The 13519-nt window shown below is 43.8% G+C and carries 11 protein-coding genes; all 11 read left to right on the top strand.

Features of this window, described 5'->3' with window-relative positions; translation table 11 throughout:
- The first annotated feature begins 5 nt into the window (after window positions 1-5).
- The 11 genes from QZY95_RS01245 to QZY95_RS01195 all read left to right on the top strand — a co-directional run bounded on the left by QZY95_RS01245 (window position 6) and on the right by QZY95_RS01195 (window position 13510).
- Window positions 6-140, top strand: a complete 135-nt coding sequence (locus QZY95_RS01245; protein ID WP_290918269.1) for a proline racemase family protein — start codon at window positions 6-8, stop codon at window positions 138-140.
- 98 nt (window positions 141-238) lie between these two features.
- Entirely contained in the window at window positions 239-544 is a 306-nt protein-coding gene (locus QZY95_RS01240; protein WP_290918263.1) for a (2Fe-2S)-binding protein, read from the top strand.
- A gap of 1 nt (window position 545) precedes the next feature.
- On the top strand, window positions 546-1931 hold the full coding sequence (locus QZY95_RS01235; RefSeq protein WP_290918261.1) for an FAD-dependent oxidoreductase: 1386 nt from the start codon (window positions 546-548) through the stop codon (window positions 1929-1931).
- A 27-nt stretch (window positions 1932-1958) separates the two neighbouring features.
- Window positions 1959-3542 carry an L-serine ammonia-lyase, iron-sulfur-dependent, subunit alpha gene (locus QZY95_RS01230; RefSeq protein WP_290918258.1) on the top strand — a complete coding sequence of 528 codons (1584 nt, stop codon included), beginning with the start codon at window positions 1959-1961 and terminating at the stop codon, window positions 3540-3542.
- Window positions 3543-3614: 72 nt separating this feature from the next.
- Window positions 3615-4619: a TRAP transporter substrate-binding protein DctP gene (dctP, locus tag QZY95_RS01225; RefSeq protein WP_290918255.1), complete on the top strand. Its 1005-nt coding sequence runs from the start codon at window positions 3615-3617 to the stop codon at window positions 4617-4619.
- Between the two features lie 153 nt (window positions 4620-4772).
- Window positions 4773-5327 (top strand): TRAP transporter small permease, encoded by a 555-nt coding sequence (locus QZY95_RS01220; RefSeq protein ID WP_290918253.1) that lies wholly within the window; start codon window positions 4773-4775, stop codon window positions 5325-5327.
- On the top strand, window positions 5315-6619 hold the full coding sequence (locus QZY95_RS01215) for a TRAP transporter large permease (RefSeq protein WP_290918250.1): 1305 nt from the start codon (window positions 5315-5317) through the stop codon (window positions 6617-6619). Before QZY95_RS01220 ends, QZY95_RS01215 begins: the two co-directional genes overlap by 13 nt.
- A gap of 87 nt (window positions 6620-6706) precedes the next feature.
- Window positions 6707-8209: an aldehyde dehydrogenase gene (locus QZY95_RS01210; RefSeq protein WP_290918247.1), complete on the top strand. Its 1503-nt coding sequence runs from the start codon at window positions 6707-6709 to the stop codon at window positions 8207-8209.
- Between the two features lie 182 nt (window positions 8210-8391).
- A complete protein-coding gene (locus tag QZY95_RS01205; protein ID WP_290918245.1) occupies window positions 8392-10041 on the top strand; it encodes an ABC transporter transmembrane domain-containing protein in 1650 nt (549 codons plus the stop codon).
- A 10-nt stretch (window positions 10042-10051) separates the two neighbouring features.
- Complete coding sequence (locus QZY95_RS01200) at window positions 10052-12181, top strand: ATP-binding cassette domain-containing protein (RefSeq protein ID WP_290918242.1); 2130 nt, start codon at window positions 10052-10054, stop codon at window positions 12179-12181.
- A 12-nt stretch (window positions 12182-12193) separates the two neighbouring features.
- Window positions 12194-13510 carry an HlyD family type I secretion periplasmic adaptor subunit gene (locus QZY95_RS01195; RefSeq protein ID WP_290918239.1) on the top strand — a complete coding sequence of 439 codons (1317 nt, stop codon included), beginning with the start codon at window positions 12194-12196 and terminating at the stop codon, window positions 13508-13510.
- The last annotated feature ends 9 nt before the right edge of the window (window positions 13511-13519 follow it).

Here is a 13519-nt window from a genome sequence, read left to right as displayed (position 1 = left end):
CACGAATTGTAGAGCCTGTTGAAGTTGGGCCATGTAAAGGCGGTGTTCCTGAAGTGACAGGTACAGCACATGTTACAGGGAAATTAAAACTCATCGTTGATCCTAATGATCCGCTAAAGGATGGGTTCCACGTCTGCTAACAACTGTTGTTACTGTGAGCAGCCTTTCTCAAAGGCGTAGTTGAGAAAGGCTGCGTATCAACCCATACGCATAAATTCTTGCATAAAGAGAGTTCGCAATGCCTAAGGCAGCGTTTTCGAGTCCAAAAACTGTTTCTATTACGATTGACGGCGTGAAGGTTTCTGTCCCGTCTGGGATCACTGTTACGGCAGCAGTCATGGAGGTCGGTCACTCGTACATTCGCACAACTCCCCTTTCAGGACAGGAACGTTCTGGCTATTGCCAAATGGGAGTGTGTTTTGAATGCCTCGTAACTATCGATGGCGTGCCAAACCAGCAAGGATGTTTAGTAAAGGTCTCTGAAGGCATGCAGGTAACACGACAACATACAGCCCCTGTAATTTCTATCCACGAAGGTTTATAACATGCCTGTATACAGCGATATAGTTATTATTGGTGCCGGACCGGCCGGTATGAGTGCAGCAATTGCTGCAACACGTTGTGGGCTGTCCGTAACAGTTTTGGACAGACAGTCTGCAGTCGGCGGACAAATTTACCGCAATATAGAACACTCCTCCTCTGAATTACAGAACTTTCTTGGAAAGCATTATACGCACGGCCTTAGTATTGCCGAAGAGTTTCATTCTTGCCCTGCTAAACTTATTACAAATGCAACTGTTTGGAGTATTGAGAACGGCACTGTGAACGTAAGCTGTAATGGGGCTGCCATGTCTTTTTGCAGTACGCACATCATCATAGCATCAGGAGCTGTAGAACGACCTGTCGCTGTTTCCGGCTGGACATTACCTAATGTTATGGGCGCAGGTGCTGCTGATCTTCTACTTAAAGACTCGGGGCTGACGTTAGATGCTCCAGTCATTGTTTACGGCAATGGCCCCTTGTTGCTTCAATCCGTCGTTCATCTTCAACAATTAGATATTCCTATTGCCGGAATCTTGCTCACAGCCTCCTATAGAAACTTCATTTCTTCACTGCCATGTATGCCGCAAGCTCTTATGCGTCCGACGTATTTATTTGAAGGAATGCATATGTTCCTCAAAACACTTGGTAGCAAGGCTCCAGTATTTTTTAATGTACGAGACCTGTCTCTCTCCCATGAAGATAAACAACTGATGGCCTCATTCTCTCGCGGCAGAAAGTCACATTCCCTCAGTGGACAGACGGTACTGCTACATGAAGGAGTCATTCCAGACACACGGTTAACTCGCTTAACGGGTTGCCTTCATGATTGGAATTCACTTCAACGCTATTGGTATCCGCGCACAACATGCTGGGGAGAAACAACTCAGCAAGGAGTGTACACCATTGGTGATGGTGCTGCTGTTTACGGTGCAGAAGCAGCTGCCCTTCAGGGAACGTTAGCAGGACTTGAATGCGCTCGCTCTCTTAAGAAAATAACCAAAAAAGAACGGGATAAAAAAGCATCAGCCACGTTCCGGAAACTTAAAAAAGTGACTTCAACGAAGCCCCTGATAGATACTTGTTTTGCTCCAATCCCTTCAAAATTGGTTCCAACTGATGAAACCATCGTCTGTCGTTGTGAAGAGATAACAGCAGGGGAAATTCGAAAAACAATAGCGCAAGGCTTCCTCACGCCAGATGGGATTAAATCACAACTGAGAACCGGCATGGGACAATGTCAGGGAAGAATGTGTGAACAGGCCATTCTTGAAATTATTGCACAAGAATGCGCGTTAGAGCCTGAGAGTATCCCGACGTACCATATTCAACCTCCAATATTCCCTGTGTCACTTGGTGAAATAGCCCGTACTGACGCTTCGTCAAACTAAATTGACGAAGAAGTAAAGGAGTAGATGATGGCTTCCCGATTAATTCCTGCCAGTATTTTCAATGAAGTAATAGGACCAGTGATGCGTGGTTGTTCAAGCTCACATGTTGCTGCAGCACTTCGTATTGGGTTACTTGCTCGTGATTTTCTGAATGGACAACCGGAAAGAGCTATTGTTCGCTTTGATAAATCTGAAGCACTGAGTCTGAGTTACGATGGGCAAGGTTCAGCAATGGGCTTTGTTGGAGGTTTACTTGGAGATTCACCAGACAGTGAGCTGCTTCCTTTTGCAAAGAAAAGAGCTGTTGAGCTTGGTATCCATGTAGAGTTCAAAGTTGAAGACGTTTCTACATCACATCCTAATACCTATCTTCTAGAGCTTTATGAAGAAGGCAGCGATCAACAGTATCAAACAATGGAAGCGGTATCACTAGGCGGCGGTGCTATTGAAATCAGAACAATTAATGGCGCTTCTGTATCACTCTTCGGGGACACATACACAACCATCTTTACTTCTGCAAAAAGTGATTTGGTTTTGTTTGAGGCGGACTCTCTTCCTTCAAACATTTTGCAGGTGATTCCCACAGAAACAGCAACTCACCGTATTTACGTTGTTACAAGTGTATCTCCGCTTACTGCTGAAACAATTACTCAGCTTTCGACTGCATTTGAAACAATTACTATTCAAAAAATGTCCCCTGTTATGCCTGTATTGGCATTTGATTCACCTGTTCCTTTCCGGACGGCGAAAGAAATGCTGTCTTCAACCTCTGACCCACACATAACGCTTAGTGATCTTGCCTGTGATTATGAAGCGGCAAGAAGCTGGAAGAGTCGATCTGAATTATCTTCTTTGATGACAGAGCTCGCCCAAACAATGCGGCAAAGCATTGAGATCGGAAGGAAAGGAACAACCTATTCAGACAGAATATTAACGGCACAAAGTCCTCTTTTACTGCAAGCAGGCTCCTCTCCTTTATTAGGCTCCTGTCTTCACAATGTGACAACAAATGTAACTGCCATCATGGACTGTAAAAGTGCCATGGAAGTAATAGTCGCTGCTCCAACTGCCGGTGCCTGCGGAGTTCTTGGCGGAACAGTATGGGCGGTTGCTGAAGAGTTTGAGAAGAACGAACAGGAAGTAGCCGAGGCATTATTAGCAGCTGGAATTGTAGGTGTGTTTATCGCTGAAACAGCCACGTTCGCCGGAGAAGAAGGTGGCTGTCAGGTTGAATGTGGCTCTGCCAGTGCCATGACAGCTGCCGCAATAGTTAACCTTCTCGGAGGTTCCGCACAGCAGGCCGTGGATGCTGCGTCAATGGCATTACAAAACATGCTCGGGATTGTCTGCGACACAATTTGTGATCGGGTTGAAGTTCCCTGTCTGGGAAGAAATATACTTGGTGCAGTTAACGCGGTCTCATGTGCCGCAATAATTCAGGCAGGTTTTACAAATAGTATCCCTCTTGATGAAACAATAGAGGCTTTACAACAAATTTCTCAGCAAATGCCGCTGGAGCTTAGATGTACCGGCTTAGGTGGACTTGCTCAAAGCCCTACCGCTCAAAACCTACTACAAACATACGGATCTAACTCCGGGAAAAACAGTTAACTCATACGAGTCTGTTCCAAAATATATACAGAGGGTTTGTAAAGAAAACGTATTACCTTTCGGGAGGATATCGTGAGAGATATCAAGAAGTATTTTGCAGCTGTTGCTGTATCAGCATTATTGTTTGTTTTTTTAGCAAGTTCCGCATTTGCGATCACAATCAAGTTTGCAGGTCACTACCCAGAGGAACATCCGTCTACAAAGTTGCTTTATAAGGCAGCTGCTGAAGTAGAACAAAAAACAGACGGACGCGTAAAAATTAAAATCTACCCTGCTGATCAGCTTGGTGACTACACCCTGCTCTTCCAAGATATCATGCGCGGCTCTGTCGATATGGGACAGGTAAACCTTCCTAGTGAATACGACATCCGCCTCGAATCTCACTGCATTCCTTACATTGTTAAGGACTACGCAGACATTCCAAAAGTTTTCTCATACGACTCTAACTTCAGTAATGTTTTCAAAAAAATTCTTGATGAGAAGAATATTGAATTTTTTGGCTTTAATGTCATCGGTCTTATCGGATTAGGCAGTAAAGTCGAGCCTAAAGATCCGTTTAACCCGAATGTTGATAAAGGTATTCTTATCCGAGTCCCTCCTATGAAAGTGTTCCAACTTTCTGGAAAAGAAATGCATTTCCGTACAACAACAATTAACTGGGCAGACATTTACAGTGCCATGCAGACAGGTGTTTGCGATGGTTGGATTGGTGGCACTCCAGATGTTAACTACCTTACCTTTAAAGATATTCAAAAATATTATGTAGCGTACAATAGCTTTGTAGAATGTAACGCATTCATCATGGGCAAAGACATCTACAAAAAACTTGGCGCTGATGCTCAAATCGTTCGTGATGTTTTTAAACAAACGGCGGCTGCAAGCTTTGCGTTGGCAGAAAAACAAGACAACTTCTACATGGAAAAAATGGAAGAAGCCGGTCTGACTATCTTGCGTCCTACCCCTGAACAGTCAAAAGCTATGGCTGATTTCATGCATCAGAAAATTTGGCCGCAACTGTACTCACTGTACGGCGAAGAGATCTTTAACGCAGTACGTAAAGATCTTGGTGAAATCTAGTTAGCGGATTTGGTTCCGACCCCACCAAAACATATTACTGCCCGACTGGTTCATCGTTAATAAATGCGTCGGACCAGTCGGCAGCACCTTACCTTAGCAAACTTACGCCTAGTTATAGCGAACTGCTATTTCTGCCTAACCGCAGGAGCTTTAATGAAATATTTTAAGAAAATCTGCATCGCGTTATATGAATTACTTCTTAAACTTGAACGCGCAATTCTAATAACAACCAGCTTGTCAATTGTTGCCATCATAAGCGGAGTTGTTTTTATGCGGTATGTGCTGAAAACAGATCTTTTTGCCTATGATGAGCTCGTAATGATCGTTGCTTTCTGGATGTACTTTATTGGCGCAGCATACGGAAGTTATGAAGATTCACAAATTAAAGCAGATATTATTCAAATTGCCTTAATTAACAACCACCCCAAGGCCGCGGCATACGTAAACTTAATAGCGCGGCTTCTAGAAGTGATCTTTGCAGCCAATATTAGCTATTGGGGATGGTCACTCATTTCATGGCAGCTTAAATTTTCGGGAAAAACCATGGGCTGGGGAATACCACTGATTGTTCCTCAAAGTGCTATCGCAATTGGATTTATTCTTATGACATTCTACGCCGCAGTTCATTGCTGCAAGGCAGTACAGGCGATTATTCATAAAAGTTATCTCATTAAGCCTGTAGAGGAGAGTTCAGAATGGACGTCCTAATTTCGATCGTAATTCTTATCGGCACCCTGCTCATTGGTATCCCTGTTCCATTTTGCTTTACTGCAACCATTATGTGGATGGTCTTCACTGGAGACTACAATGTCACATCCTTGCTCCCGGTTGGATACAGTAAAATGAATACGGTAGCGCTTCTTGCTGTTCCATTGTTCATTATGGCAGGCGGATTAATGGAGCGTGGTAAAATTGCAAAGCCCCTTGTTGATCTCATTAAGATTTTAATTGGCGACAGAAAAAGTGGCTTAGGTACTGTTGCGGTTGCAGCAAGCGCAATTTTCGGTTCCATTTCGGGCGCTGCGGCAGCGACTCTTTCCTGTATCGGAGCAGTAATGCTGCCTGAAATGAAGAAAGCCAACTATCCTGAAGGTCTTTCTGCGGCACTGCTGGTTAACGCGTGCCCGCTTGGCTTACTGATACCTCCAAGTTGTATTCAAATTATTTATGCATGGATTTCATACCAGTCTGTTTTAAGTTGCTTCTTGGCAACCGTTGGCCCCGGTATTCTACTGACCATTCTTTTATGTATCGTTAACGCAGTGCTATTACGTAACGAAAAGAACTTAGTTCTCTCTGAACCGCAATCTGTTACAGCAAAGCTGCAAGAAATGAGTAAACGTGTTGGCGGAGCCACCCCTGCTTTACTCATGCCAGTAATTGTACTGGGCGGTATTTATGCAGGAATTATGACTCCTACAGAAGCGTCAGGCATTGCGGTTCTCTACTCAATTCCTGTAGGATTTTGGGTCTACAAAGGTCTTAACAAAGAAAACTTTCCCAAAGTGCTCGTCAAAACATCTGTTACATCCGGTGTTGTTATGTGCATGTTGTTTGTCGTTATGATCTTAAGTCGTATCTATGTCCTTGAAGATCTTCCAGGAACCATTCTTACTTTCCTCAACTCAGTATCTGACAGTAAAATCGTTATGCTGCTGATGGTTAACCTTTTCATGGTGATCATTGGAATGCTTATGGATGATACAAGCGGTACATTATTGTGTACCCCTGTGTTACTTCCAGTAGTAACACATTTAGGTATTCATCCTGTGCAGTTTGCAGCGATTCTCGGTGTGAACTTAGGCATGGGATTAGTTACTCCTCCTACAGCCCCAATGCTATACCTCGGAGCACGAGTTGCCGGTTGTAAGGTGACAAAGATGCTTTCCCCGACATTCTATATGATCATTTTCGCATGGCTTCCGACGTTGCTCCTTACTACGTACTGGACAGATCTGTCCCTTTTCCTTCCTAGAGTATTATTGGGTGTTAAATTTTAGCACGCTGAACAAAATATTATATTCACCATTCGTGAGCGAATGTTCACGATGAACAAAGCAGTTTTGTATCTTACAAGGAGAATCTTAATGTCCGACTTTCTTACAAGAGCTGAATATCAGAACATAGCTGAACATCTCACCCTTCCAACAGAGGCATTCATTAACGGTGAATTTGTTGCGGCACGTTCTGGGAAAAGAATGGAAACTGTAAACCCAGCTACCGGAAATATAATCGCAGAAATTGCTGCATGCGGTGTTGAAGACGTTGACTACGCAGTACAATGCGCCCGAGCCGCTTTTGAACGTGGGGACTGGAGTCAAAAGCACCCGACAGAAAGAAAAGAAATTCTCCACAAGTTTTGTGAACTGATGCGAGCCAATATGGTCGAACTTGCTGTTTTGGAAAGTTATGATAGCGGAAAGCCAGTTTCAGAATGCTTGACAGTAGATCTTCCAGAAACAATTCATTCATTTGAATGGCATGCCGAAATTGCTGACAAACGGTATGACTCTCTTGCTCCTACAGGACTGGATGCAGTCGGATTAATTGTTCGTGAAGCCATTGGCGTTGTTGCATGCGTTCTTCCATGGAACTTTCCACTCATGATGGCTGGGTGGAAAATGGGTCCTGCATTGGCAGAAGGAAACAGCGTTGTTGTTAAGCCTGCGAGTGTGACGGCGTTAAGTACGTTACGTATTGCGGAACTTGCTTCAGAAGCCGGTATTCCCGATGGTGTTGTTAACGTTCTTCCAGGTCCTGGGGGAATTGCCGGTGAAGCGTTAGGATTACATCCTGATGTAGATGTAGTATCTTTTACAGGTTCAACAGTTGTCGGGCGAAAATTCTTACAATATTCATCGCAAAGTAACTTAAAAAAGATTGTTCTTGAGCTTGGTGGTAAGAGTCCGTTTGTGGTTCTGGATGATGTGAAAGACTACTCAAAAGTTGTTGAAAATGCTGCGGCGGCATCATTTTGGAATATGGGACAAAATTGTACTGGTAACTCACGATTAATTATTCCGCGTAGTCGAAAGGATGAATTTGTTGAATTGTTCCTCCAAGAAATAGAACAAAACTGGAGTACTGGCGATCCTTTCGAGCCAACTCATAATTTAGGTTCTATGGTCAGCAAAGGACATTTTGAAACGGTTATGTCCTACATTGAGCAGGGTACAAAGGAAGGTGGGAAAATACTAACTGGTGGTGAACCTCTTGCAATCGGAAGTGGTTTATTCATTCCTCCGACAGTATTTGAATCCGTCGTGAAAGATGCAACCATAGCTAAAGAAGAAATTTTTGGCCCTGTAACAGCAATTATGCCTGTTGATTCAGATGAAGAGGCTCTTGCCCTCGCAAATGACACTGAATATGGCTTACAAGCAACGCTGTTTACAGATAGCGTAAAAAAAGCTCATCAATATGGACGAGCTTTGAAAGCCGGAACAGTCTCCGTTAACTGCTTCTGCGAAGGTGACGCTACTACACCATTTGGCGGCTACAAGATGTCCGGCTTCGGAGGTAGAGACAACGGCATTCAGGCTCATGATCAGTATACAGAAACCAAAACACTCTGGATCGATCTGAATTAACATAATAATATCAAAGGCTAGCACTCTTTTTATTGTGCTAGCCTTTTTAGTTGTAAAATCAGAATATTAATACAAAGTATAATAAATTTTGTAGTCATATTATACCCATAGATAATACTGTAAAAGATAAACGCTAGTTGTATAGTAATCGTAGTAACTACGAATGCCTACAAGGAGCGCTTATGTATCCAGACGCTTCCAAAGCGAAAATGTCCTTTAAAAAGCCTGAGTTAGGGATACGTGTTGACATTATCCTACTAAGCACGCTCATTAATATACTCAGTCTGGCTATTCCTGTTGTTCTTTTGCAAGTATATGACAGGATACTTCCCAGTAAAGCTTTTAGCACCGCAACCATGCTCTTCTTGGGTGCTACGATAGCTATCCTGCTTGAGGGTGGACTGCGTTTCATCCGCACCTATCTGCTAACTCTCTATGCTGAAGCATTTGAATGTGAATCAGCCGTACAAGCCATGAGGAAGATATTCCGTTGCAGTGTCGCCTCAGTTAAAAATTTAGGCAGCGGCTCTCTAAAGCAACGCTTTAGTGATATCAGCAGTCTTCGTGATCATTATGCGGGACAAACTTCACTTGCTCTGATTGATTTACCTTTTTCTGTGCTTTTTCTTGCAGCCATTTGGTACATTGGCGGCACACTGGTTTTCGTCCCACTTCTTCTTTTTGTTGTAGCAGCATACTCCACTCTTTATGCAGGTACAGCGCTGCACAAAGCGTATAAAGCAACAAGTGAAGTAGAAGATGATCGGATGAACTATGTGACAAATATTCTTAATGCTCTCACCCCGATTAAAAGTTTGGGGGGAGAAAGCATGTCTGCACGAATTTTCCGTGATAAAACACAAAAACTTGTGACGAAGCGTACTCGATTGGACAGATTGAGTCAGCAGTTCGGTGCATTTGTTGCTCTACTCGGTTCTTTAACAACAGTGCTGACCGTTATTGTCGGTGCGTTACTTGTCATCAACGGACATCTGACAACAGGGGGATTAGCCGCCTGTACTATCCTTGCCGGCCGAAGCCTTGCGCCTATTACCGCTCTTCTTGTTGTGTGGACGCAAGTACAGAGAACTTGGGTTGCCAAAGAACATATTGAAGATTTTTGGAAGACCGAAGAACAAGACGTATTTGATGCAGAATCTGAAACGACACTTATTGACGGTTCAATTTATCTAGAGAACGCTCTTGTGACCCGCGATAAGTCAGATGTTGCATTTTCTCTTTCTGTTGCAAATGGAGAAAAGATTAGTTTCAACCCTTCTTCTGGGCTATGTCTCCCGTTGTTTACGGGGCTTATGATCGGCACGGTCGCTCCAAAAGAAGGAACATTCCTTGTTGGGGGACATGCACTTTCAGCCTACAACAGGACCACCTATCGCAAATCTGTTGGCTATGTCACCAGACGCAGTGAAATATTCCGCGGCTCAATTCTTGAAAATATCTCTTTATACACACCTACGAACGAGCGTCCGGCACTTGAGTTAGCAGAAGATATTGGATTATCACCGTTTATCTACTCTCTTCCCAACGGCTTTCAAACACGAGTTGGTGATATGCTAGGTGGCCCGCTTGAAGCGGGGACGATTCAGCGTATTGCAATCATTCGTGCACTAATAAACCGTCCCAAAATCCTCATTTTAAATGAAGCAGATGAAGGAATAGATATTTCCGGTAAAAAACAGATTGTTAACCTGCTTAATTCTCTTACAGACCTGACTGTTATTATATTCTCTACTGATCCTATTATTCTTAACAATTTCCCTCACCGTCTCTCTATGGATGAAATCTGTAACATACGTTCCAAAGCAAACTAGGGGAATCATCATGACTGTGAATATTCAGGAGCAGTATCAATTTCGGACAGCATCTCGGTGTGACGATGATGTAGTTTGTGATGGCAATTTCCTTATCACACTTGCAAATGCCAAACTGAACGGCACACCCTATGCTGAAGCGCTTAGCGAACTTCTCCCTGCAATTTGTTGGGACGGTACCTCAAAGCAACTTTTGGCAGCACTCCCTGTCGATAATTCGTATAGTCTTGAAGGGCTGTGCGATACGCTTGCGCGTCTCGGGCTTGAGACAAGCGTTCATGACGCCAGCACTTATGAAAAAATAGCCGGCCATGGTCTGCATTTAGCTTCAAACGGTACTATTTCTGCTGTAATGCCAGACACTGAAATACCTAATGATGGCCTATTGGTCTTAGTTTATCCACAGCTAGAAGCTATTAAGCCACCACCTAATACCTCATGGCTTTCGTGGACTATGTCTACGATGCGTAAACAAATAAACGGAGCATTCCTAGCCAGCTTCTTTGTAAACATAGTCGGTCTCGCACTGCCATTCTTTATGCGTTACGTCTATGACCGGGCTATCCCTGCTTACTCCGTAAGTTCCCTTTTCTATCTTGGGGCAGGAGTAATTCTGGCAATTGCGTTTGGAACACTTTTTAGAATCGTACGATCTCGCATGCAAACCTATTCTGCCGGAAGATTAGCTTATCTTTCAGGTACAGAGTCCTTTGGTAAAATCCTCTCCCTCCCCCTCTCTGTCCTTCTTCGCTCAAGCACAAACTCACATATCCTCCGCTTACGTGACCTTGAAAGAGTACGGGAATTTGTTTCTGGGAACCTTGCAACAGCAATATTAGATGCCCCTTTTATCGTAATTTACTTTATAGCCATCGGCATCTTAGGCGGCCCTTTAGTTCTCGTTCCAATTATCGGCCTTGCTTTTTACGCCATCATAATTCCGATACTCAGTATTATGGAAGATAAAGCTATGCGTTTTGCTGCTTCCTTAAATGCAGAACGCAGCTCAATACAGCAAGACACCATTGATAAATATAAAGATTTAGTGGCAACAGGCATTGAAGAAATTTGGATAACAAACTTTTATCGCATCATCATTCGTTCTGCCGTTGCCAATAAGAAATACTCCATGCTTGCCTCTGCGTTACGAGTTATCGTGCGCACAGCTGCTTCCTTACTGGCACTGGCAACGCTTGGAATTGGTTTGTTGCTGGTACTTAATGGAACTACAACGCCAGGTGGTCTTATTGCTTCTATGATGCTTATTTGGCGCATTACAGCTCCGGTTCAAAGTTTTGCAGCCTCATTCAGTCGCTATTACCAGCTACGTCTTTCTGCACAGCAAATTGACCGCTTAATGCAACTGCAAGGTGAAAAGCTTGATCCTTCTCTTATTTCTCCGTTGAAAAGACTGCCAGCCACCGTTCGTATCAGCAGGGTTGTACTTCGACATGTAGCTGACAGAGATCCGGCTCTTGGCGGAGTTTCTTTCCAAGTTGAAGAAGGAGAAGTTATCGGAATTACCGGTCCAAACGGTAGCGGAAAAACAACACTGCTTAGTGTTATAACCGGGCTGTTACAGCCACAGGCGGGAAGCGTTCAGATCGGCGGGCGCGATATTCGTCAGTTTAGCCCTGAAGACCTTCGCTCATGGCTTGGATTTATGCCGGAAAACGATACATTATTCCGTGGTACGCTACGTAGTAACATGCTTTTAGCAAAAGCCGGTGCAACGGATGAAAACATAAAAGAAGCACTGAAAGAAGCTGGTGCGGGTGATTTACTCGACACACTTTCTCACGGACTGGATACATTTATGGTAACTGAGAGAGGATTCACCCTCCCGCAGGACATGCAGCAAGCCGTTTGTATTGCACGCATGTTGCTGAAGAAACCACCACTTCTCGTTATGGATACACCAATATTCCATGGTGAAAAATACATGAAAAACTTCTTGGAATTTTTAAATAATTCTAGAGGAAACAGGACAATTATCGTTGCATCTCATGACATTCGTATTCTTGAACGATGCGACAAAGTGCTCATCCTTGATCGAGGTGAGCCAATAAGTTTCGGGAAGATAGCCAGTAAAAAAGCAAGCGACGACAACAATTCACCACAGCCACCAGCAACGGCATAATGGAGAAGAGGAATGAATACAAAATCATCACAGCACGACAGTATGTTCCGAGAAAGAAGCGTTATGCCTCACCGACGCCCTTCCCCGTTACGGGTAGTTACGTGGTTTATTATCATGTTTGTTTTTGGAATGTTATTTTGGGCTTCCTTGGCTAAAGTTCCAGAAGTAGCCAGAACTAGAGGACAAGTTATTCCTGTTGGAGATATCATCACGATTCAAGCGCTGGAAGGCGGCCAGCTTGTTGAACTTTTTGTCAGAGAAGGACAAGAAGTATCCAAGGGACAAGTACTTGCCCGATTTGAACCGATAAAAGCTGAAACAGATGTAAATCAGTTGGTTTCCCGTACAGCTTATCTTGAACTTGAAGCTGAGCGCTTGGCAGCCTTTGTTGAAGGTCGAAATGCAGACTTTTCAAAATTCAGCAAAGCATATTACCCGTTTGTTTTACAAGAACGTCAGGTGCTCTACGCACAAAAAGAAGAAATGCGTACCCGCCTATTGGCTTTGAATGAACAGTTGAAACAGAAAGAAAAAACACTGGCCGCAATTGATGCAAAGCTTCCGGTTCTTCGTGGACAGCTTACATCCTCTGCTGAGGTCTCCAGTTTATACAGGGCGTTGGGCAAGCAGAACATTACATCAAAACTTGAATTATTAAATGCTCAACAGCGTGAGGCTGAGTTCCGCAAAGAAATGGCGGAGCTTAAAGGTACTCAACAAGTTCTTTTGAAAGAAATTGAGGAAGTCAAACAGCAGATAGAAAACGCCAAACAAGGTATTTACACCGAAGCGCAACGCGAACGGTCAAAAGTTCTGCTTGAGCTTGCAGAAGCAAAACTGCGTCTTAAAGAACGTCGTTCAAGTTTGCAGCGCCACATCATAGTTTCTCCTGCGAAAGGCATTGTCAAAGAGCTACCGTTCCAAAGCCCAAGAGCTGTTGTAACACCGGGTGAAATTGTCGCTGAAGTGGTACCTGTTGATGTGGATTTGATCGTAGAAGTTCAAATTTCCCCTCGTGACATTGGCTTTGTCGAAGTCGGGCAGCCTGTAACCATTCGTATAGATACATTTGATTACTCCAGATACGGAGCATTGCCCGGAACATTAGACCATATAAGCCCGACAACGTTTACAGGACCTAACGGAGAGTTGTACTATGTAGGTGAAGTAGTCCCTGAACGAAGCTACATAGGAGACAAGTCCGCAAAACGCCAGATTTTCCCAGGGATGACCGCAGAAGTGGACATTACTACCGGACAAAAAACCGTACTACAATACCTACTGAAGCCAATATTTACGCTGACAGAAAAGGGATTCACAGAACGGTAAGTGCAGGGG

Origin of the sequence: Halodesulfovibrio sp., from assembly GCF_015482765.1 — a bacterium.
Classification (GTDB): Bacteria; Desulfobacterota; Desulfovibrionia; order Desulfovibrionales; family Desulfovibrionaceae; genus Halodesulfovibrio.
The sequence above is the reverse complement of the archived record's forward strand: the minus strand, read 5'-3'. Positions and strand labels throughout refer to the sequence as shown.

Excerpts from the sequence above, each read along its gene's own strand:
- QZY95_RS01205 (WP_290918245.1), top strand. The coding sequence starts at position 8,392 with ATGTATCCAGACGCTTCCAAAGCGAAAATGTCCTTTAAAAAGCCTGAG.
- QZY95_RS01210 (WP_290918247.1), top strand. The coding sequence starts at position 6,707 with ATGTCCGACTTTCTTACAAGAGCTGAATATCAGAACATAGCTGAACAT.
- QZY95_RS01200 (WP_290918242.1), top strand. The coding sequence starts at position 10,052 with ATGACTGTGAATATTCAGGAGCAGTATCAATTTCGGACAGCATCTCGG.
- QZY95_RS01220 (WP_290918253.1), top strand. The coding sequence starts at position 4,773 with ATGAAATATTTTAAGAAAATCTGCATCGCGTTATATGAATTACTTCTT.
- QZY95_RS01230 (WP_290918258.1), top strand. The coding sequence starts at position 1,959 with ATGGCTTCCCGATTAATTCCTGCCAGTATTTTCAATGAAGTAATAGGA.
- QZY95_RS01240 (WP_290918263.1), top strand. The coding sequence starts at position 239 with ATGCCTAAGGCAGCGTTTTCGAGTCCAAAAACTGTTTCTATTACGATT.
- QZY95_RS01215 (WP_290918250.1), top strand. The coding sequence starts at position 5,315 with ATGGACGTCCTAATTTCGATCGTAATTCTTATCGGCACCCTGCTCATT.
- QZY95_RS01235 (WP_290918261.1), top strand. The coding sequence starts at position 546 with ATGCCTGTATACAGCGATATAGTTATTATTGGTGCCGGACCGGCCGGT.
- QZY95_RS01195 (WP_290918239.1), top strand. The coding sequence starts at position 12,194 with ATGAATACAAAATCATCACAGCACGACAGTATGTTCCGAGAAAGAAGC.